Source organism: Shinella sp. G-2 (assembly GCF_050172695.1).
Taxonomy (GTDB): domain Bacteria; phylum Pseudomonadota; class Alphaproteobacteria; order Rhizobiales; family Rhizobiaceae; genus Shinella.
Window position 1 is genome coordinate 423192 of sequence record NZ_JBBEYH010000001.1, and the last position, 20732, is coordinate 443923.

Here is a 20732-nt window from a genome sequence, read left to right on the forward strand (position 1 = left end):
CTTTTCAAACCTTAACCGAGAACGGCCTTCACGGCATCGGCGGTCGCCTTGACGACGATGTCGGCTTCTTCGCGGGTGAGGCAGAGCGGCGGGGCGAAGCCCAGGATGTCGCCCTGCGGCATGGCGCGGCCGATGACGCCGCGTTCGAGAAGGGCGGCGGAGACCTGCGGGCCGATCTTCTTGCCCGGATCGAAGAAGGCACGGTCGTCCTTGTCCTCGACGAACTCGACTGCCGCCATCAGGCCATCGCCACGCACCTCGCCGACATGCTTGTGGCCGCCGACGGCCTCGGCAAGCGCGTTGCGGAAGTAGGCACCCGTGGCGCCGGCATTCTCGACCAGACCGAGCTCGTCGATGAGTTCGAGATTGGCGACGCCCGCGGCGGCGCAGATCGGATGCGAGGAATAGGTCCAGCCATGGCCGATCGCGCCGAGTTCGTCGGAGCCCCTGACCAGCACGTCCCAGACCTTGTCGGAGACGATGGTGCCGGAGAGCGGCGCATAGGCCGAGGTCAGGCCCTTGGCGATGGTGATCAGCGCCGGCTTCATGCCGTAGTGGTCGGAACCGAACATCGTGCCGAGGCGGCCGAAGCCGGTCACGACCTCATCGGCGACGAGCAGGATATCGTATTTGTCGAGCACGGCCTGGATCTTCTGCCAGTAGCCCTTCGGCGGCGGCACGATGCCACCGGTGCCGAGGATCGGCTCGCCGATGAAGGCGGCGACGGTGTCCGGCCCCTCGGCCAGGATCATTTCCTCCAGCTTGTCGGCGCAATATTGCGAGAACTGCTCCTCGTTCATCGCCCGATCCGGGCGGCGGAAGAAGTAGGGGGCTTCCGTGTGCAGGATCGGCGCGCGCGGCAGGTCGAAGGCATTGTGGAAGAGATGGAGGCCGGTCAGCGATCCCGTCATGACGCCGGAGCCGTGATAGCCGCGCCAGCGCGAAATGATCTTCTTCTTTTCCGGGCGGCCGAGGATGTTGTTGTAGTACCAGATCAGCTTGATGTTGGTCTCGTTGGCATCCGAGCCCGACAGGCCGAAATAGACGCGGCTCATGCCTTCGGGCGCGCGGTCGATGATCATCTTGGAAAGCGTGATCGAGGCTTCCGTGCCGTGGCCGACATAGGCGTGGTAATAGGCGAGGTTCTTCGCCTGGTTTGCAATCGCATCGGCGATCTTCTGGCGACCGTAGCCGACATTGACGCAATAGAGGCCGGCAAAGGCGTCGAGGCTCGTCTTGCCGGTCGTATCCGTGATGTAGACCCCTTCGCCGCCGCCGATGACGCGGGTCGGCGTCTCGCCGCGGGCATGCATGCCCATATGGGTCGAGGGGTGGAAGAAGTGGTCGCGGTCCCAGGCGGTGAGTTCGTTGTTTCCGTCGAGCATGGTCGTTCCTTTCATGTCATGCTTGGTGGCCGGGATCAGGCGGCCGTGTCGATGCAGAGATATTTGAGCTCGGTGAAGGCCTCCATGCCGTGGCGCGACCCCTCGCGGCCGAGGCCGGATTGCTTCCAGCCGCCGAAGGGGATCGGTCCGCCGGTGATCTTCACGCGGTTGATCGCCACCATGCCGTATTCCAGCGCACGGGCAAGGCGCATCTGGCGCGCGCCGTTTTCGGTGACGACATAGGCGACGAGACCGTAGTCCGTGTCGTTGGCGCGGGCGATCACTTCGGCCTCGCTGTCGAAGGCCGTGACCGCGGCGACGGGGCCGAAGGTTTCCTCGCGCATGATGAGAGCGTCGTCGGAAACGTCCGTCAGCAGCGTCGGCTCGTAGAACAGGGCGCCCGCCGTGTGGCGCTTGCCGCCAGTCAGGAGTTTCGCGCCGTGCTTCAGCGCATCGGCCACCTGTTCCTCCACCTTGGCGATGGCGCGCTCATGCATCAGGGGACCGATCTCGACGCCGGCCTCAAGCCCGCCGCCGACCTTCAGGGCCGCGATGCGCGCCTGGAACGCCCTGGTGAAGGCAGCGAGCACCGGACGCTCGACATAGATCCGGTTGGCGGCAAGGCAGTCCTGGCCCGACGTGGCGAACTTGGCATTGACCGCGATATCGGCCGCCTTGTCGATATCGGCATCGGCGAAGACGATCAGCGGGGCATGGCCGCCCAGTTCCATCACCAGCCGCTTCATGGTCGGCGCGCACTGGCCGGCGATCAGTTTGCCGATTTCCGTCGAGCCGGTGAAGCTCATGGCGCGGACGCGGGCATCGGCATTCATGCGGCCGACAATGGTCGCGGCATTGCCGGTTACCACGTTGAAGACGCCGGCGGGAAGGCCGGCCCGTTCGCCGAGTTCGGCGAGGGCGAGCGCGGATAGCGGCGTTTCGCTGGAGGGGTGGGCGACCACGGTGCAGCCGGCGGCAAGGGCCGCCGCAGCCTTTCGGGTGATCATGGCGGAGGGGAAATTCCACGGGGTCACGATGCCGACGACGCCGAGCGCCTCGCGGCGCACGATCATCTCCGCACCGGGCAGGTGGCTCGTCACGTTTTCGGCGTTGAGGCGCTTGCCCTCCTCGCCATACCATTCGACGAAGGAGGCGGCATAGGCGATCTCGCCGCGCGATTCCGCGAGCGGCTTGCCCTGTTCCAGCGTCATCAGCAGGGCGAGGTCCTCGCGGTGTTCCAGCATCAGGTCGTGCCACTTGCGCAGGATGGCGGCGCGCTGTTGCGGCAGCAGGTCCCGCCAGGCGGGAAAGGCCTGCGCGGCCGCTGAGATGGCGTCCGACGTCTGTTCGGCGTCGAGGGAGGCGACCCAGGCGAGCGTCGCGTTCGACGCGGGGTCCGTCACGGAAAAACTGTTGCCGTCGCGGCCGGCCACCCAGCGGCCGCCGACATAGGAGAGTTCGCGCAGCAGGTGAGGGTCGGCGAGGCGGGTGAGCGCGTCGTGAAACGGGATCCGGGCGAATTGGGCGGTCATGGCGGCCTCCTCTGGCTATGTGGGAGGAGTCTGCCAGAGGCCGGGCGGCAGATTGTCTATTGCCGGGGCGGCAGGCAGAGACTTTGGCCAAATCGCAGGCCGGCCGTAGACAATCTCTCTAGGGACGCTTCAATCGGCGGCTGGCAGCAGCGTCGCCAGCGGCAGCACGGTTTCCTCCTTCACCGTCTTGGTGACGATGTAGGTGAAGTAGCGGTCGATGCCGAGTTCCCGGTCGAGCAGGCTGTCGACCAGGCGCTGATAGGCGTCGATATCCGCCGCCATGATCTTCAGGATGTAGTCGACCCCGCCGCCGACCGACCAGCAGGCGACGATCTCCGGCGTCGCCGCCACCGCCCGCTCGAAGCGGTCGAAATCCGCCTGGCGATGGTTGGCCAGGGTCACCTCCATCATGACGCTGGCGACCGGCGCGACGCGGCGCACCGCGACCCGCGCGTGATAGCCGGAAACGATACCCGCCTTCTCCAGCTTGCGCAGCCTGAGCCAGCAGGGCGTCGGCGAAAGCCCCGCCTTTTCCGCCAGCGCCAGCTTGGTGATGCGCCCGTTCTCCTGGATCGCCTCCAGGATGCGCAGGTCGATGGCGTCGAGTTTCATGCGGTCGCCCTCCGGGCGGGGATCATGTCAAATGCGGGAAAAAGACAATGGGAAGGCATTTTGGCGTTGTCAATTGAACTGAATTTGAGCAGTGTTGAAATCATGACAAATTGGCGTCCCGATATATCCCAGTTGCGCCGGCCGGCCTATCTGTCCCTCGCCGAGCAGATCGCCCGCGCCATCCAGGAAGGCCACCTGCCGAACGGCACACGCCTTCTACCCCATCGCAAGCTCGCCGACGACCTCAAACTCTCCGTCCAGACCGTCAGTCGCGCCTATGACGAGCTGATCCGCCGGGGCCTGATTTCCGGGGAGATCGGGCGTGGCTCGTTCGTGCAGACGCGCCCGAAGGAGCCGGAACCGCCTTACCTGCCGGAACGTCTCGGCGAGCTGGTCGACCTTTCGATCCTCAAGCCGGTCTGCGAACAGCTCCATCTGGAGCGCATGCGCGAGGCCTTCGGGTGGCTTGCGGAAAACCTGCCGTCGAGTTCGGCGCTGTCCTTCCGGCCGAACATGGTTTTCCCGCGTCACCGGACCGTCGCCGCCGAGTGGCTGGCCCGCTGCGGTCTCGATATCTCGCCGCTCAACATCAGCCTTACCAATGGCGCCACCTCGGGCATGACGGTGGCGCTGATGAGCGTCGCCCCGCCCGGTTCGACGGTGGCGACGGAGGCGATCAGCCACCATACGCTGGTGCCGCTCTCCACCTATCTCGGCCTGCATCTCGAAGGATTGCCGATCGACCGCGACGGCATGATCCCGGATGCGCTGGACGAAGCCTGCCGGAAGGGCGTCATTCGTGCGGTCTTTCTGCAGCCGTCCGTGATCAACCCGACGGCGACGCTGATGAGCGCCGAGCGCCGGCAGGCGCTCGCCGAGGTCGCGCGACGCCACGATATCGCGATCATCGAGAACGACATTCTCGGTCCGCTCGTCGAACGCAAGCCGCCGCCGATCGCGGCCTATGCGCCGGAGCGCACACTCTACGTCACCAGCTTCACCAAGATCACGGTGCCGGGCCTGCGCATCGGCTATCTCGCGGCGCCCGACCGCTATGTCGCCGCCGTCGCCAACCGGCACCTCGTGTCGAACTGGATGGCGACGCCGTCGATGGCCGAGATCGCCACCCGCTGGGTCAGCGACGGGACGGCCATGGAACTCGTCAACTGGCAGCGCCATGCGCTGGCGGCGCGCCACGCCATTGCGCAGGAGGCGTTGGCTGGGCTGCCCTGTCACGCCCATCCGCAAAGCCTGCATGTCTGGCTGCCGCTGCCCGAGGGGCATACGGAGGAGGGCTTCGTTTCGCAGGCCCGCCTGCGCGGCGTCGCCATCGCGCCGGGCTCCTCCTTCCGCACGGCGGATCAGGGCTGGCATCCGGCCGTGCGCATCTCGCTCGGCTCCACGACCGAGCAGGAACTTCGCACGGGTCTTGGCATTCTCGCTTCGTTGGCCAGCGGAAGTCCGGAGGCGTTGCTGCTCGCGATCTAGGGCGGATTGCCTGCCAAATGCGCAGGAAAACAATAATTGTCATGAGATTATTATTCAGATTGACATGATTTGGATCGCCGCGCATCGTTAGGCCATCACTTGTCCCGACAGCGAGAGACAGGCATGGCCGAACCCATCATCCGCATCGACAACATCACCAAGCGCTACGGTGCCCTGACCGTGCTCGACGGTTTGTCGATGGAGGTGCTGCCGGGCGAGAAGCTCGCCCTCATCGGCCCGTCCGGCTCGGGCAAGACGACGATCCTGCGCATCCTCATGACGCTGGAAACGATCAGCGGCGGCCATATCGAGGTCGAGGGCGACCAGCTCTATCACATGCCGAAGAACGGCAGCCTGGTGCCGGCGGACGACCGCCACCTGCACCGCATGCGCGAGAAGATCGGCATGGTCTTCCAGCACTTCAATCTCTTTCCGCACAAATGCGTTCTCGACAATGTCACGCTCGCGCCGATGCTGACGAAGGGCGTCGCGAAGGCGGCGGCAGAAAAACGGGCGATGGAACTTCTCGACATGGTGGGCCTTGCCGACAAGGCGAAGAACATGCCCGCGCAATTGTCCGGCGGACAGAAGCAGCGCGTCGCCATCGCCCGTGCCCTGGCCCTTTCGCCCAAGATCATGCTGTTCGACGAGGTGACGTCGGCGCTCGATCCGGAACTGGTGGAGGAGGTGCTGAACGTCATGCGCAAGCTCGCCGCCGAAACCGACATGACCATGCTGCTCGTCACGCACGAAATGGGCTTTGCCCACGATTTTGCCGACCGCGTGCTGTTCTTCGATCGCGGCAAGATCGTCGAGGAAGGCAAGCCGGACGAAATTTTCCGCAATCCCAGGCAGGAGCGCACACAGACCTTCCTGCGCAAGATCATCGCGGCAGGGCACCGCGTCTGAGTGGCCAAAGCCGCTCGGAAACAAGGCTCCACGTTCATCCAATAACAACCAGAAACAGCCAGAGGAGTTCGCAACATGAGCATGAGGACGTTTTTGACCCTGGCCGCCGGCGCAAGCGCGTTGATGGCTGCCGTCGTCGCCACCCCGGCTTCCGCCGATGACGCCAAGCTGGAGGAGCTGAAGGCGCAGGGCTTTGCCCGCGTCGCCATTGCCAACGAGCCGCCGTTCACCGCGGTTGCCGCCGACGGCAAGGTTTCGGGGGCGGCCCCCGATGTCGCCCGCGAAGTCTTCAAGCGGCTTGGCGTCGCCGATATCGTCGCGTCGATCTCGGAATATGGCGCGATGATCCCCGGCCTTCAGGCTGGCCGCCACGATGTCATCACCGCCGGCCTCTTCATGAAGCCGGAGCGCTGCGCGGCCGTCGCCTATTCCGAGCCGATCCTCTGCGACGCGGAAGCCTTCGCGCTCAAGAAGGGCAACCCGCTCAAGCTGAAAAGCTACAAGGACATCGCCGACAATCCCGATGCCAAGATCGGCGCGCCGGGCGGCGGCACGGAAGAAAAGCTGGCGCTCGAAGCGGGCGTGCCGCGCGATCGTGTCATCGTCGTGCCGGATGGCCAGAGCGGCCTGAAGATGCTGCAGGACGGCCGCATCGACGTCTATTCGCTGCCGGTGCTGTCGATCAACGATCTCGTCTCCAAGGCGAACGATCCCAATGTCGAGGTCGTGGCGCCGGTGGAAGGCGCTCCGGTCTATTGCGACGGCGCGGCCTTCAAGAAGGGCGACGAGGCCCTGCGCGATGCCTTCGATGTCGAGCTCGCCAAGCTGAAGGAATCGGGCGACTTCGCCAAGATCATGGAGCCTTACGGCTTCTCCGCCGCCGCCGCGATGTCGACCACGCGCGACAAGCTCTGCGAGGCGAAGTAGGCGCGCTCCGCATCTCGCCCTCTCCCGTCAAGGGGGAGGGCACCCTGACCCACTCTCGAACGGGAAGACGATGACCGACTGGTCCGGCTATATAGGGCTGATCCTGCAAGGCGCGCTCGTGACGCTTCAGCTCACCGTGATGGGCTCGGTGCTCGCCGTCATCATGGCGTTTCTCGCCGGCCTTGGCCGCGTCAGTCGCTTCATGGCGGTACGTGCGCTGGCCACCACCTATATCGAATTCTTTCGCGGCACCTCGATCTTCGTCCAGCTCTTCTGGGTCTATTTCGTGCTGCCCTTCGCCGGGGTGACGCTGTCGCCGCTGCAGGCCGGCGTGCTGGCGCTGGGGCTCAATGTCGGCGCCTATGGCGCGGAGGTCGTGCGCGGCGCCGTCAAGGCGATCGGCCGTGAACAGCGCGAAGCCTGTATCGCGCTCAACCTGACGCGCGGACAGGCGATGCGCCACGTCATCCTGCCGCAGGCCCTGCCGCTGATGCTGCCGACCTTCGGCAACAATGCGATCGAACTTCTGAAGGGCACGGCCGTCGTGTCGCTGATCTCGCTCACCGACATGACCTTCCAGGCCCAGGTGGTGCGGGCCCAGACCGGCAGCACGCTGATCCCCTTCGCGGTCATTCTGGTGCTCTATTTCCTGATGGCGCTTGCCATTTCCACCGGCATGCGCTGGCTGGAACGCCGCGTCACCCGTGGCCTCGACGGCGTGAGGACCTGACGATGGAATGGGACTGGAATTTTGTCTGGCAGATCATGCCGACCCTCCTCGAAGGCCTGAAGATCACGCTTCTGGCAACCGTGCTGGGTGCCGCCGTCGCCGCCGTCGTCGGCCTTGTCTTCGCGATCCTGCGCATGACCGCGCCCAGGCCGGTCGCGCGGGCCACGAGCTTCATCGTCGAGTTCATCCGCGGCACGCCGCTGCTCGTGCAGCTCTATTTCATCTTCTACGTGCTGCCGGATATCGGCATCCGCCTGCCGGCGCTGCTGGCCGGGGTCATCGGGCTCGGCGTGCACTACGGCACCTATGCGGCGGAGGTCTATCGCTCGGGCATCGAGAACGTGCCGCGCGGACAGTGGGAGGCGGCCAAGGCGACGAACCTGACCGGCCGGCAAACCTGGATCCACGTGATCCTGCCGCAGGCGCTGCCGCCGATGATCCCCGCGCTCGCCAACTATCTCATCGCCATGTTCAAGGAGACGCCGCTGCTGTCGGCCATCACGGTGCTGGAGCTGATGAACCAGGCCAAGAGCGTGGCCAACAGCAGCTACCGCTACATCGAGCCGATGACCATGGTGGGCGTCTTCTTCCTGATCATGAGCCTGATCTCCGTCGTCTTCCTGCGCTGGCTGGAAGAACGCTATGCCCGCGTGGAGGAACGCTGATGCAGACCCTCGATCTCACCCTCACGTCCCGGGCGCCAAGGCTCGACGATCGCCCGCTGGAAAAACGTGTCGGCCTGATCATCCTGGCGACCGATCACACGACGGAGGTGGATTTCCAGCGCATGGTGGCGAGCGACAGGATCGGCGTCTATGCGACCCGCATTCCCTATGCCAACCCTGTGACGCCGGAAAACCTGCGCGCCATGCAGCCTTCGCTGACGGCCGGCGCCGCCCTTATCCTGCCGGACGAGCCGCTCGACGTCGTCATGTATTCCTGCACGTCGGCCTCGGTCGTCATCGGCGATGCGCAGGTGAAGGCTGCGGTGCGGGCCGCCAAGCCGGCCGCCGCCGTCGTCACGCCCACAGCCGCCGCCGTCTCCGGACTGAAGGCGCTGGGCGCCCGGCGTATTTCGGTGCTGACACCCTATACGCTTGAGACCAGCCGGCCGATGGCCGAGTATTTCCGCGCGCTCGGCTTCGACATCGCGCGCTTTACCTGCCTTGGCCTCACCGATGACCGGGAAATGGCGCGGATCGCACCGGAGGAAATCGTCGCCTTCGCGAAGGAGGCCATGGCGCCCGATTCCGATGCGCTCTTCATCTCCTGCACGGCCGTGCGCGCCGCCGGCGTCGCGGCTGAAATCGAGGCCGCCATCGGCAAACCCGTCGTCACCAGCAATCTTGCTACCGCCTGGGCCTGCCTTCGCCTGTGCGGTGATGCAGCGCCGCGGCCGGAGTTCGGCCGGCTGATGACGCACGCCTATCCGGATCGTTGAGCCATGACGAATGCGCGCCTTCCCGTGACCATGACCGATATCGAGCAGGCGGCTCGTCGCATCGAGGGCCGTGTCCTGCGCACGCCGTTCGCTCTTTCCGCTGTCCTGTCCGAGCGCCTGGGTGTGCCGGTCGGCCTGAAACTCGAACATCATCAGACGACCGGCAGTTTCAAGCTGCGCGGCGCGACCAATGCGGTGCTCTCCCTTTCGCCCGCGGAACGGGCACGGGGTATCGTGGCGGCCTCGACCGGCAATCACGGCCGCGCCCTTGCCCATGCCGCCAGGGCCGAAGGTGCCGTCGCAACGATCTGCATGTCCAGCCTGGTGCCGCAGAACAAGGTCGCCGAAATCCGCCGGCTCGGCGCTGACGTGCGCATCGTCGGCCGGTCGCAGGACGAGGCGCAGGTGGAGGTGGACCGGCTGGTCGCCGAAGACGGCCTCGTCATGGTGCCGCCGTTCGACAACGCGGCGATCGTTGCGGGGCAGGGCACGCTCGGGCTGGAAATCGTCGAGGCCATGCCCGATGTCGCGACCGTGCTCGTACCGCTTTCCGGCGGCGGGCTGGCAGCGGGCGTCGCCGCAGCGGTCAAGGCCCGTTCGCCGAAGACCCGCGTCATCGGCCTCACCATGGCGCGTGGGGCGGCGATGAAGGCGAGCCTCGATGCCGGCCGGCCGGTCCAGGTCGAGGAAGTGGCGAGCCTGGCGGATTCTCTCGGCGGGGGCATCGGGCTCGACAATACCGTGACCTTCGCCATGTGCCATGCCCTGCTCGACGACGTGGTCCTGCTCTCGGAAGCCGAGATTGCCGCGGGCATGCGGCATGCCTATGCGCAGGAGCGGGAGGTGATCGAAGGCGCGGGGGCAGTCGGCATCGCGGCGCTGCTTGCCGGTCGGCTCGGCCGGCTGGACGGCCCGGTGGCCATCGTCCTGTCCGGCCGCAACGTGGATATGAGCCTGCACCAGCGGGTGATGAATGGCGAGGATGCGGCATGACGACGATGAAGATCCTGACCGAAGCGGAGCTCCGGCGCATCGTGCCGCTCGATCTCGAGGCCATCGCCTGCGTCGAGGATGCCTTCCATGCGCTTGCCACCAAGGCTGTCGTCATGCCCCCGATCCTGCGGCTCGACATGCCTGAACAGCGCGCGGAGGTGGACGTGAAGACCGCCTATGTGCCAGGCCTCGATGGTTTCGCCATCAAGATCAGCCCCGGCTTCTTCGATAATCCGGCCATCGGCCTGCCGAGCACGAACGGCCTGATGGTGCTGTTCTCCACGAAGACCGGCCTCGTAAAGGCCGTGCTGCTCGACAATGGCTATCTGACGGATGTGCGCACGGCTGCCGCCGGCGCCGTCGCGGCGCGGCATCTTTCGCGCCCGGAGGCTGGCGTTGCCGCCATTTTCGGCGCCGGCATGCAGGCGAGGCTGCAACTGGAAGCGCTGAGCCTCGTGCGGCCGATCCGCGAAGCGCGCATCTGGGCGCGCGATGCGGCAAAGGCCGAGGCGGTCGCGGCGGACCTGACGCTGAAGCTCGGCTTCCCCGTTCATGCAAGGGCGGATGGCAAGGCGGCGGTCGACGGGGCCGATATCGTCGTCACCACGACGCCATCGCAAACGCCGGTGCTGAGGGCCGAATGGCTGCAGCCCGGCCAGCATGTCACGGCCATGGGCTCGGATGCCGAGCACAAGAACGAGATCGAGCCGGCGGTCATCACCGGTGCCGGGCTCTATGTCGCAGACAGCCTGAAGCAGACCCGCCGTCTCGGCGAGTTGCACCATGCCATCGAAGCCGGCCTCGTCACCGAGGGTACGGGCTTCCCCGAACTCGGCGAGATCGTCGCCGGGCGCAAACCGGGCCGCAGCGCCCCCGAGCAGATTACCGTGGCGGATCTTACCGGCACGGGCATCCAGGACACGGCCATCGCAACGCTTGCCGCCGCCCGCGCGGCAGCGGCAGGCGCCGGCACGACCTTCGAGAGTTGAGACCGGCTTTTCGCCGGGTATAGAGGAAAAACCGATGAAACAAGCGAACCTGAAGTTCTCACTTCCGGAATACGAAGCGCGTCTTCAAAAAACGCGGAAGGCCATGGAAGCCAAGGGCATCGACGTGCTGATCGTCAGCGATCCGTCGAACATGAACTGGCTGACGGGCTATGACGGCTGGTCCTTCTACGTGCACCAGTGCGTCGTGGTTCCGCCAACGGGCGAGCCGATCTGGTATGGCCGCGGTCAGGACGCCAATGGCGCGAAGTTCACCGCCTATCTGAAGCACGAGAACATCATCGGTTACCCCGACCATTACGTACAGTCCACCGAGCGCCACCCGATGGACTATCTCTCGGCCAAGCTGACGGAACGCGGTCTCGATACGCTGACGATCGGCGTCGAGATGGACAATTACTGGTTCTCGGCCGCCGCCTTCGCCGCGCTCACCAAACATCTGCCGAATGCTCGCTTCGTCGATGCCACCGCGCTCGTCAACTGGCAGCGCGCGGTCAAGAGCGCGGCCGAAATCACCTATATGCGCAATGCCGCGCGCATCGTCGAAAAGATGCACGAGCGCATCTTCGACACGATCGAGGTCGGCATGCGCAAATGCGATCTGGTGGCGGAAATCTACGATGCCGGCACGCGCGGCGTGGAGGGCATCGGCGGCGACTATCCGGCGATCGTGCCGCTGCTGCCCTCCGGTGTCGAGGCATCCGCGCCGCATCTGACCTGGGACGACAGGCCGCTAAAATCGGGCGAGGGCACGTTCTTCGAGATTGCCGGCTGCTACAATCGCTATCATGTGCCGCTGTCGCGCACGGTCTTCCTCGGCAAGCCGACGCAGGCCTTCCTCGATGCGGAAAAGGCGACGCTGGAGGGCATGGAGGCAGGCCTCGCGGTGGCGAAACCGGGCAATACCTGCGAGGACATCGCCAACGCCTTCTTCGCGGTTCTCAAGAAATACGGCATCGTGAAGGACAACCGCACGGGCTACGGCATCGGCGTTTCCTATCCGCCGGACTGGGGCGAGCGCACCATGAGCCTGCGCCCCGGCGACAGGAGCGAGTTGAAGCCCGGCATGACCTTCCACTTCATGACCGGTCTCTGGCTGGACGACATGGGCTTCGAGACGACGGAAAGCATCCTGATCACCGAGACCGGCGTCGAGTGCCTCGCCAATGTGCCGCGCAAGCTTCTCGTGAAGGATTGAGCCATGGCGGACCGTGACCTTCGCCCATCGCCGATCAGCGCCACGGTCGATTTTTCGGCCGAGGGCGTCCAGCACGGCTTCCTGCGGCTGCCCTACAGCCGGGACGATTCCGCCTGGGGCTCGGTGATGATCCCGCTGACGGTGGTGAAAAACGGGGAGGGGCCGACGGCCCTTCTGACCGGCGGCAACCACGGCGATGAATATGAGGGGCCGATCGCCCTGTTCGATCTCGCGCGGTCGCTCAAGGCTGAGGATATCGCCGGCAGGGTCATCATCGTGCCGGCCATGAACTATCCGGCGTTCCTGGCGGGCACACGCACCTCGCCCATCGACAAGGGCAACATGAACCGCAGTTTTCCGGGCGCGCCCGATGGAACGGTGACCCCGAAGATCGCCGACTATTTCCAGCGGACGCTGCTGCCGCTCGCCGATATCGTTCTCGATTTTCATTCGGGCGGAAAGACGCTCGACTTCCTGCCCTTTTGCGCCGCCCATATCCTGCCCGACAAGGCACAGGAGACGAAGGCGTTCGATCTCGTCCGCGCCTTTGGCGCGCCCTGGTCGATGAAGATGCTGGAGATCGACGCGGTCGGCATGTACGACACGGCGGCGGAGGAGATGGGCAAGGTCTTCATCACCACCGAACTCGGCGGCGGTGGCACGGCAACGGCAAAAAGCGCCGGCATCGCCAGGGCAGGTGTTGCCAACGTGCTGAAGGCGGCGGGTATCCTCAAGGGGACGGTCGAGGCGGCGGAAACCACCTGGCTCGACATGCCCGACGGCAACTGCTTCTCCTTCGCCGAGGATGGCGGGCTCATTGAACCACTGTTCGATCTTGGCGACACCGTCCGGAACGGTGAGATCGTCGCCCGCATCTATCCCGTCGGCCGCACCGGCGCAGAGCCCCTGGAGATCAGGGCGAAGATGGATGGCATCCTCGCCGCCCGCCATTTCCCCGGCCTCGTCAAATCCGGCGACTGCGTGAGCGTGCTTGCGGCCGTCGTCGTGGCCTGAGGTCGGCTACGCGCAGCAAACGGGAGAGGAAAGCTTCGCTGTGACCTGCGGAGCGAAAGGCAACGAAGATTTTAGGGCGCTCAAAGCGAGGTTCGTACCGCGAAAACTTGATACGGTGTGGTTGCAGAGGGTGATTCCGGCATGCTTGAACGCGGCCCATTCGGGCGTGCAAGCCGGGGCCAAGAGGACCTCTCAAGACAAGTTTGGAGAAGCGGATGAATGCGGTCGAGGGGATAAGGGGTGGCGGCGTTGATTCAGGCTATGCCTGGCTGCGACTGGTGCTCACGCTCGTTCTCGGGACTGTCGCCTGCGTCGGAAACTGGTCCGTTGTCGTTGTGCTGCCAACCCTCCAGCTTGAGTTCGACACGCTACGCGGCGGCGCCTCGCTACCCTATACCTGCACCATGCTCGGCTTTGCCTTCGGCGGCGTGGCGATGGGGCGGCTGGCGGATCGTGTCGGCATCGTCGCACCGGTGCTGATCGGGGCATTCCTGCTCTGCATCGGCTATGTCGCTGCTTCCTTCACCAGCAATATCTGGCAATTCTCCGCCCTTTCGGTGGTGATCGGCATCGGCTCCGCCGCCGGTTTTTCGCCGTTGATCTCGGACCTTTCTCATTGGTTCCGCAAACGCCGGGCGCTCGCCGTCACCTTTGCCGCGTCGGGCAGCTATCTCGCCGGCGCCGTGTGGCCCCTGGTCATCGAGCATTTCCAGACGTCGCAGGGCTGGCGTGCGACCCATGTCTTCATCGGCCTTTTCATCCCGGTGGTGATGGTGCCGCTCGGCCTGTTGTTGCGGCGGCGCCTGCAGACGGCCGCCTATGCCGAGGCCGAGGCGGCGACCGAAGCGGCGCGCAACGAGCTCGGTCTCAAGCCGAACGTGCTGCAAGGCGTTCTCGTCGTTGCCGGTTTCGCCTGCTGCATGGCGATGTCGATGCCGCAGGTCCATCTTGTCGCCTATTGCGGCGACCTTGGTTACGGCGTCGCCGTCGGCACGCAGATCGTTTCATTGATGCTCGGCCTTGGGGTCGTCAGCCGTCTCGCTTCCGGTGTGGTCGCCGACCGGATCGGCGCTGGCCCGATGCTGATCCTCGGCTCGTCGATGCAGGCGGCGGCGCTCCTGCTCTATCTGTTCTTCAACAGCCAGTCTGCGCTCTATGTGATCTCCGGTCTGTTCGGACTGTTCCAGGGCGGCATCGTACCGATGTACGCGGTGATCATCCGCCAGTTCCTGCCGCCGCGCGAGGCGGGAATCCGCATCAGCCTGGTCCTCATGGCGACCGTGCTCGGCATGGCATGTGGAGGTCTCGCCGCCGGTTACATCTTCGACGCCACCGGATCCTACCGCCTGGCCTTCCTGCACGGCTTCCTGTGGAACGTCGTGAACCTCTCTCTGGTGAGCTGGTTGATCCTCTGGCCGAAGCTGCGCCAGCGGCGGCAGGTGGCGACGGCCGGGTAGAGCTTGATGTTTCCAGAGGCAGACAGGCTTGTACTTCAAGTGACTGGTTTCTCAGGTCCCGGGCAATGAATCTGTTGTGCTTTCCGTTCGACTTTCTCCTCATCTGGCCCTTTTCCTGTCTGCGACAGGGCACGCTTCGCCGGCACCTTTCTATAGCCGTTCAAGGAAGCTCCGGATGAGGGGAACGACCTCATCGAGGTTTGTTTCGAGCAGCCAATGTCCTCCGTCGAGGAGATGTAGTTCCGCATCGGGCAGGTCGCGGAGATAGGCGCGCGCGGAGGTCTCCGGCATGTAGTGATCCTGCGGCCCCCAGAGTATCAGCGTCGGCGGCTGATGTGTACGCAGGTAGCTGCGATGGGCCGGAAACCAGCGCCTGTTGGCTTTCAGGTCGGACAGGAGCCGCGCGGCGGCATCCTTCCGGCGTTCCGTCATCAAGCTCCAATGCAATTGCCAAAGGTCCGGCGGGATGAGCGCGGAGAGTTCAGGGCGAACGTCGTTCAGGAACTCTTCGCGGAAGTTTTCTTCCGTGACCGCCTTGCGCATTTCGGCGCGCAGCTGATCTTCCGGCAGGGACCAGAATTTTTCGATATCGGCGTATTTCGGCCCCAACGCGTCTTCGTAGGGAATGTCGCCGTTCTGGATGATCTGTCCGACGATGCGTTCCGGCCGCATGATGGCAAGCCTCGCCCCGATGGGCGAGCCGAAGTCATGCAGATAGAGAACGAAACGCTCAAGAGCGAGGGTTTCGACAAAGGCATCCAGCCATGCGGCATAGCCATCGAACGTGAAGACGAAGTTTTCGGGCGTATCGCTATAGCCAAAGCCCGGAAGATCCGGCGCGACCAGCCGCCATCTGTCCGCCAAGCGGGGCAGGAGATTGCGAAACTCGAAGGACGAGCACGGATAGCCGTGCGGCAAGAGGACGACCGGTGCGCCCGGCGGTCCGGCCTCCCGATAAAAGGTATCGACGCCGGCGATCTTGGCCCTGTGGTGTCGGGTACGCGCATCCATGGCACTCTCCTCCAACCGTAGGAGCGCGAAGCGGGGCGAATGGTTCCCTTCCTTGCGGCACCCGTGACCGTTGCCGCAGGATGCGATGAGGGCCGGCTTGGGGAACGAGGACGGCAAACCCAAACGCCGACTTGATTGCTCACACCCATCCATGAAAGGTTTCAGCGCCGGTTCGTCATTGTCAGGCAATATTATTTTTGGAGACCCTATGTTCAAATTTCTTCTTGTCGCTGCCTCGCTCAATCTTGCTGTCGTGCCCGCCCATGCGCAGGATCCCGCCGGGGTCGAGGGATTTTGGTCCGGCCAGGGAGAGGGTGATCTGACCGTGGATCTCAAGCACCTCCAGGACGACGTCTACAAGATCTCGATCGGAACGACCGTCGCCATGGACGGCGATCTTCCCGGATGCGGCGGTGGTATCGATGGCGAAGTGAAGCTCGACAAGGCGGGCGGCAACTTCTTCGTCGAAAATGAATCCTACGACCCGAATTCCACGGCCCCCGGTCTTGCGGAACGGTACTGTGAAATCGGCTTGACGTTCAAAGAGGGTCGAAAGCTGGTGCTGGAAGAGCGCAGCGGCTGCATCGGTTATCACGGTGCGGCATGCGGTTTCAGTGGAGAGCTTCTTCACGACGACGCCGGCTTGTGAGACCGCAGCGGCGTCGGCCGGCCGACGCCGTGTTCGGGGCGGCGGTCATCGGTGGCGATGTTAGAGCATGTCAGGTTCAGCTTGAACCAGACATGCTCTAAATTCTTTTGTTTTCGTTTGTCTTTTCGGGAAAACCGGTTCCCACTTTTCCCTGACAAACTCTAAGCGAGAAACGTCCTGAACGGCATGCTCCGAGGGGGCTCTATGCCCAGGCGTGACAACACGGTCGGAGCCAGTTGCAGCTGGTCGAGGAGGGTGTCCGGCGCGGGGCCTTCGCCGCCACCGAACCAATAGAAGGCGAAATCCTGCATCTCTTCGTCGTGGCCGCCATGGTGGCCCCGGTTGGTCTGGCCGTGATCGGCCGTCACGATGACTTCGTAGCCATTCCCGCGCCAGCGCGGCAGGAAGGCGGCGAGCTGGGCGTCGATGGTAAAGCAGGCGTGATCCATCTGCGAACAATCATGGCCGTAGCGATGCCCCATGCTGTCGAGCGTGCAGGTGTGCAGGATGCCGTAGTCGATACCGTGGCGTTCGGTGAGCATGGTCAGCGTCGCGAAAAGATCGAGATCGCTGGGTGTCATCTGGTTTTGGTGATTGTAGCCCGCCATGGTGTGGAAACGCCCATGGTGGATAGGGCCGTCCGCGTCGTCGTATTCGATGTCACGCACCATGTCGAAGGGCGCGCGCTGAAAGAAGGTCGACCAGAAGGAATGGGCAACGGCGCCGGTCTTGCCGCCGGCTTTGGCCACCTCGGAGAAGAGGTCAGGTTGCTCGACGCGGAAAAGCGTCTCGTTGGAAAGAACGCCATGTACTTGCGGCGGCACGCCGGTGTGAATGGATGCGTAGCAGGACGCGGAGGTCGAGGGCAGGACCGAGCGCATCCTCCAGACGCGTGCTTCGCCGGCCGCCACCCAGCCCTCCAGATTGCCCATCAGCCGGCGGGCGTTGCGCCAGGGCTGGCCGTCGAGGATGATCAGGAGGAGCTTGTTGCGAAGCGGCATGTGCATATCCTTGCAGGGCATCACGCACCGCCGAAGGGCGGTGCGCTCGATCCGGGGCTATCGTCAGGCGCTGAGCCAGCATCGCAGCGGCGCGTCGCCATTCATGAGTTCACCTGCGGGATTGTCCTCCCAGCCCTGGACGCTCTCACTGACGCCGTCGATGAAATCGTTGAACATTGGCGCGATCAACCCGCCTTCGTCACGCATGATTTCCGACATGTCGCGATACATCGCCCGCCGCTTCGTCTCGTCCAGTTCCGCGCGCGCGGTCGTCACGAGTTTGTCGAAGGAATCGTTCCTGAAGCGGGTGTCGTTCCAGTCCGCCGATGAGATGTAGCCGGTGGAATACATCTGGTCCTGGGTGGGCCGCCCGCCCCAATAGGAGGTCGAGAAGGGCTGCACATTCCAGACGTTCGACCAGTAGCCGTCGCCGGGTTCGCGTTTGACGTCGATCTCGATGCCGGCCTTCTTGGCGCTTTCCTGATAGAGAACCGCGGCATCGACCGCACCGGGAAATGCGACTTCCGATGTGCGCAGCACAACGGCGCCACCATGTCCGGACTTCTTGAAGTGGAAGGCAGCTTTCTCGGGATCGTAGGCCCGCTGCTCGATCGCCTCATAGAGCGGATAGGCCTTGTTGATGGGGGTGTCGTTGCCGACCGAGCCGTAGCCTTGCAGAATGCGTTCGATCATCGTCTCGCGATCCATCGCGTATTTGAGGGCGAGGCGCAGGTCCTTGTTGTCGAAGGGGGCCGTGTCGCAGAACATGTTGAACGGATAGAAGCCGCGACCGGATACGTTGCGGATCGTGACCCGCGGCATGTTCTTCAGGAGCGCGACGGTTTTCGGTTCGATCCGGTTGATCATGTGCACCTGGCCGCTCTGCATGGCGGCGATGCGCGCTGTCGCGTCGTTGATGACGACGATCTCGATCTGCTCGGCAAACCCGACGCTGTCGCTGGCCCAATAGTTTTCAAAGCGGGTCGCATTGTAGCGGACGCCTGCCTCGCTGCCGGCGAGCTTATAGGGGCCGGTGCCGATCGCAGCTTCGGGATTGTCCTTCCCGCCATTCGGCTGGATCACCAAGTGGTAGTCGATCATCAGGAAGGGCATGTCGGCATTGGCTTCCTTCAGGGTGAAGACGACGGCATCACCATCCGCCTTGACCGTTTCGATGCCCTTGAGGATGCCGAGCGCGCCGGATTTTGCGCTTTCATCCGAGTGACGCTCGATCGTCGCGACGACGTCATCCGGTTTCAGCGTCCTGCCGTCGTGGAACTGCACGCCCTTGCGGATCTTGAAGGTCCAGGTCTTGGCATCCGGCGAAGCGCTCCATTCTTCCGCAAGAACCGGGATCGGCGAACCATCCGGCGCGAGCCAGACAAGGGTTTCGCCCCACAAATGATTGACCATTGCCGTGACCTGATTGGTGGCAAGGCCGGGGTCGAGACTATCGGTCGACGCGCCGCCCTGCATGCCGATCCTGATCGTTCCGCCGCGCACCGGCCCTTCAGCCCGCGCCGCGGTGGACAGCAGGGAGCCCGCGGCCGCAAGGCCCACACCGAATACGGCGCTGCGGCAGAGAAAGTCGCGACGCGACATCCGGCCTTTTGCAACGAGGCCGGAGAGATAGTTTAGCTCATCCATCGATAGTCCCCCGAGTGGCTGAAATGGCCTGGTCAGCGGCTCGTCCGCAGACCGTGATGCCTGATCCGGGGTGGATATTATTCGGCAAGAATACCGTATACATGTCCAGAAATCAGAAAAATGACCAGTCCACTTGGTGGCTGGCACAGGCCTGGGGAGAGGTATCATCGCCCGCACGATCGACGGTTCCAGCCTGGATGGATTGATACTCGATGGCGAAAGCGATCGCCCGCTCTACCTTCAGCTCTATGACGGTCTGCGGGAGATGATCCTGTCGGGGGCGATGTCCGGCGGGACGCGCATCCCTTCGACGCGTGTTCTCTCGGAAAGCCTCGGGGTATCCCGCTTCACGGTGGTGACGGCGATCGACCAGCTCGTGGCCGAGGGATATCTCAGTTCCGTCCGGGGCAGCGGCACCTATGTGGAAACCGTTCCACGCCGTCAAACCCGGCCTTCCGACGCCTCGGCCGAGGGCAAGGATTTTCCCCCGGACCGGTTCGCAGACAAGTTGTCACGGCGGGGGCAGGCGCTGACATGGCGGACGTCGCTGACGCTGAACGACGGTTCGCAGCACCTGCATATGGCAACGCCCGACCATCGGCTGTTTCCCGTGGATATCTGGTCACGGTTGACCAAGGAGGTCTACGCCGCGGGCGACTTCCGCATCGTCAATTACCGCGAGATTTTACGTCCCTCCCTGCTCGAAGAGCAGATCGCCCGTCATATCGCCGTCAGCCGCGGCATCCGGTGCGAGCCGGAGGAAGTGGTGACGACGCTTGGCGCGCATCATGCCGTCACGCTTCTCGCCGAATTGCTGCTCGATCCGGGCGACACCGTCGCGTTCGAGGAGCCTGGCATGGCGGCGATCCGATCTATTTTCCAATCCTCCGGCTGCAAGATCGAACCGATGCACGTCGATGCATCGGGGCCGGACCCGCACACGGTCGTCAACCGTGACGTCAAGCTCGCCTTCGTCACGGCTGCGAAGCAGCAGCCCATGACCATCGCGATGCCGATGAAGCGCAAGCTCGAAATGCTGCATTGGGCGGCAGATCGTGGCACACTGATTATCGAGGACGACCTCGGCAGCGAGTTCCGTTATCGGGGCGGTCCCATTCCGCCGTTGAAGGCGCTCGACCAGGCTGATCAGGTCATCTATGTCGGCGCTTTCAGCATGACCTTGCTGCAGTCGTTGCGCGTCGGCTACATGATCATGCCGAGGGCGCTTGCGGAGCAATGTCGCCGATTGATCCAGGTTCGCTACAGGGCGCTGCCGCAGTTTACCGAGCAGATCGTCGGTCGGTTTATCGAAGACGGCCACTATGTTCGCCATCTGCACAGAATGCGCCGGATCTATGCCAAGCGACAGAACCGGCTTCTGCAAATTCTGCGATCCGATTTCGCCGATATTTTCGAGCCGCCCGAGTTCGCTTCAGGCTTCTACAATCTTTGCTATTACAAGGATCAGCCGGTCGATGAGGATGCGATCCTGATCCGTTGCCGGCAAAACAATCTCGGTGTCGAGCAATTGTCCTATTACTTTGCAAACCGGACCTCGCCCAGGAAGGCGCTTCTTGTCGGTTTTGCCGCATCCAATGAAGACGAGATCGAATTCGCAACGAAATTGTTGAAGCGCTGCCTGGTCGCGACATAGCCTCTTCGCAAAGGTCCTGCACCTTCGCGCCCTTCAATCGAGTTGATCCTCGTCATGCCAATCGAGGAACGAATAGA

General features: G+C 64.0%; 19 protein-coding genes. 13 read left to right on the forward strand and 6 right to left on the reverse strand.

The features are described from left to right. Nucleotides 1-11: 11 nt before the first annotated feature. The 3 genes from V8U06_RS02085 to V8U06_RS02095 all read right to left on the reverse strand — a co-directional run bounded on the left by V8U06_RS02085 (nucleotide 12) and on the right by V8U06_RS02095 (nucleotide 3529). Nucleotides 12-1385, reverse strand: coding sequence for an aspartate aminotransferase family protein (locus tag V8U06_RS02085; RefSeq protein WP_427139298.1), 1374 nt, complete (start codon nucleotides 1383-1385; stop codon nucleotides 12-14). A gap of 35 nt (nucleotides 1386-1420) precedes the next feature. Next, on the reverse strand, nucleotides 1421-2917 hold the full coding sequence (locus V8U06_RS02090; RefSeq protein ID WP_427139299.1) for an NAD-dependent succinate-semialdehyde dehydrogenase: 1497 nt from the start codon (nucleotides 2915-2917) through the stop codon (nucleotides 1421-1423). A gap of 129 nt (nucleotides 2918-3046) precedes the next feature. Further along, nucleotides 3047-3529 (reverse strand): Lrp/AsnC family transcriptional regulator, encoded by a 483-nt coding sequence (locus V8U06_RS02095; RefSeq protein WP_427139300.1) that lies wholly within the window; start codon nucleotides 3527-3529, stop codon nucleotides 3047-3049. A 66-nt stretch (nucleotides 3530-3595) separates the two neighbouring features. On the opposite strand from V8U06_RS02095, the gene V8U06_RS02100 reads away from it, so the two are divergent. From V8U06_RS02100 to V8U06_RS02150, 11 genes are all read left to right on the forward strand, one after another. Further along, complete coding sequence (locus V8U06_RS02100) at nucleotides 3596-5017, forward strand: PLP-dependent aminotransferase family protein (RefSeq protein WP_427139569.1); 1422 nt, start codon at nucleotides 3596-3598, stop codon at nucleotides 5015-5017. 123 nt (nucleotides 5018-5140) lie between these two features. Continuing rightward, nucleotides 5141-5926: an ectoine/hydroxyectoine ABC transporter ATP-binding protein EhuA gene (gene ehuA / locus V8U06_RS02105; RefSeq protein ID WP_427139301.1), complete on the forward strand. Its 786-nt coding sequence runs from the start codon at nucleotides 5141-5143 to the stop codon at nucleotides 5924-5926. An 81-nt stretch (nucleotides 5927-6007) separates the two neighbouring features. Further along, entirely contained in the window at nucleotides 6008-6853 is an 846-nt protein-coding gene (gene ehuB, locus V8U06_RS02110) for an ectoine/hydroxyectoine ABC transporter substrate-binding protein EhuB (RefSeq protein WP_427139570.1), read from the forward strand. Nucleotides 6854-6923: 70 nt separating this feature from the next. Beyond that, nucleotides 6924-7583, forward strand: a complete 660-nt coding sequence (gene ehuC / locus V8U06_RS02115) for an ectoine/hydroxyectoine ABC transporter permease subunit EhuC (RefSeq protein ID WP_226918630.1) — start codon at nucleotides 6924-6926, stop codon at nucleotides 7581-7583. Nucleotides 7584-7585: 2 nt separating this feature from the next. After that, nucleotides 7586-8248, forward strand: coding sequence for an ectoine/hydroxyectoine ABC transporter permease subunit EhuD (ehuD, locus tag V8U06_RS02120; RefSeq protein WP_427139302.1), 663 nt, complete (start codon nucleotides 7586-7588; stop codon nucleotides 8246-8248). Then, on the forward strand, nucleotides 8248-9024 hold the full coding sequence (gene eutA / locus V8U06_RS02125; protein ID WP_427139303.1) for an ectoine utilization protein EutA: 777 nt from the start codon (nucleotides 8248-8250) through the stop codon (nucleotides 9022-9024). The genes ehuD and eutA overlap by 1 nt, the downstream gene beginning before the upstream one ends. Before the next feature lie 3 nt (nucleotides 9025-9027). Continuing rightward, nucleotides 9028-10017 (forward strand): hydroxyectoine utilization dehydratase EutB, encoded by a 990-nt coding sequence (gene eutB, locus V8U06_RS02130; RefSeq protein ID WP_427139304.1) that lies wholly within the window; start codon nucleotides 9028-9030, stop codon nucleotides 10015-10017. Continuing rightward, nucleotides 10014-11006 (forward strand): ectoine utilization protein EutC, encoded by a 993-nt coding sequence (eutC, locus tag V8U06_RS02135; RefSeq protein ID WP_427139305.1) that lies wholly within the window; start codon nucleotides 10014-10016, stop codon nucleotides 11004-11006. The genes eutB and eutC overlap by 4 nt, the downstream gene beginning before the upstream one ends. 34 nt (nucleotides 11007-11040) lie before the next feature. Then, the gene (gene doeA / locus V8U06_RS02140; RefSeq protein WP_226918635.1) at nucleotides 11041-12222 is read left to right on the forward strand and encodes an ectoine hydrolase DoeA; all 1182 of its coding nucleotides are present in this window, start codon (nucleotides 11041-11043) and stop codon (nucleotides 12220-12222) included. Nucleotides 12223-12225: 3 nt separating this feature from the next. Further along, nucleotides 12226-13236: a N(2)-acetyl-L-2,4-diaminobutanoate deacetylase DoeB gene (gene doeB / locus V8U06_RS02145; protein WP_427139306.1), complete on the forward strand. Its 1011-nt coding sequence runs from the start codon at nucleotides 12226-12228 to the stop codon at nucleotides 13234-13236. A gap of 215 nt (nucleotides 13237-13451) precedes the next feature. Further along, the gene (locus V8U06_RS02150) at nucleotides 13452-14693 is read left to right on the forward strand and encodes an MFS transporter (protein WP_427139307.1); all 1242 of its coding nucleotides are present in this window, start codon (nucleotides 13452-13454) and stop codon (nucleotides 14691-14693) included. A gap of 150 nt (nucleotides 14694-14843) precedes the next feature. Here the strand turns inward: V8U06_RS02150 and V8U06_RS02155 are convergent, their stop codons facing one another. Beyond that, nucleotides 14844-15704, reverse strand: a complete 861-nt coding sequence (locus V8U06_RS02155) for an alpha/beta fold hydrolase (RefSeq protein ID WP_427139571.1) — start codon at nucleotides 15702-15704, stop codon at nucleotides 14844-14846. Nucleotides 15705-15855: 151 nt separating this feature from the next. On the opposite strand from V8U06_RS02155, the gene V8U06_RS02160 reads away from it, so the two are divergent. Then, nucleotides 15856-16353, forward strand: a complete 498-nt coding sequence (locus V8U06_RS02160; protein ID WP_427139308.1) for a hypothetical protein — start codon at nucleotides 15856-15858, stop codon at nucleotides 16351-16353. A 161-nt stretch (nucleotides 16354-16514) separates the two neighbouring features. On the opposite strand, the gene V8U06_RS02165 is transcribed toward V8U06_RS02160, so the two are convergent. Both V8U06_RS02165 and V8U06_RS02170 read right to left on the reverse strand, forming a co-directional pair. After that, complete coding sequence (locus V8U06_RS02165; RefSeq protein WP_427139309.1) at nucleotides 16515-17354, reverse strand: alkaline phosphatase family protein; 840 nt, start codon at nucleotides 17352-17354, stop codon at nucleotides 16515-16517. A 63-nt stretch (nucleotides 17355-17417) separates the two neighbouring features. Next, nucleotides 17418-19001, reverse strand: coding sequence for an ABC transporter substrate-binding protein (locus V8U06_RS02170; protein WP_427139310.1), 1584 nt, complete (start codon nucleotides 18999-19001; stop codon nucleotides 17418-17420). 136 nt (nucleotides 19002-19137) lie between these two features. Between V8U06_RS02170 and V8U06_RS02175 the strand changes: the two genes are divergently transcribed. Continuing rightward, nucleotides 19138-20655 (forward strand): PLP-dependent aminotransferase family protein, encoded by a 1518-nt coding sequence (locus V8U06_RS02175; RefSeq protein ID WP_427139572.1) that lies wholly within the window; start codon nucleotides 19138-19140, stop codon nucleotides 20653-20655. The last annotated feature ends 77 nt before the right edge of the window (nucleotides 20656-20732 follow it).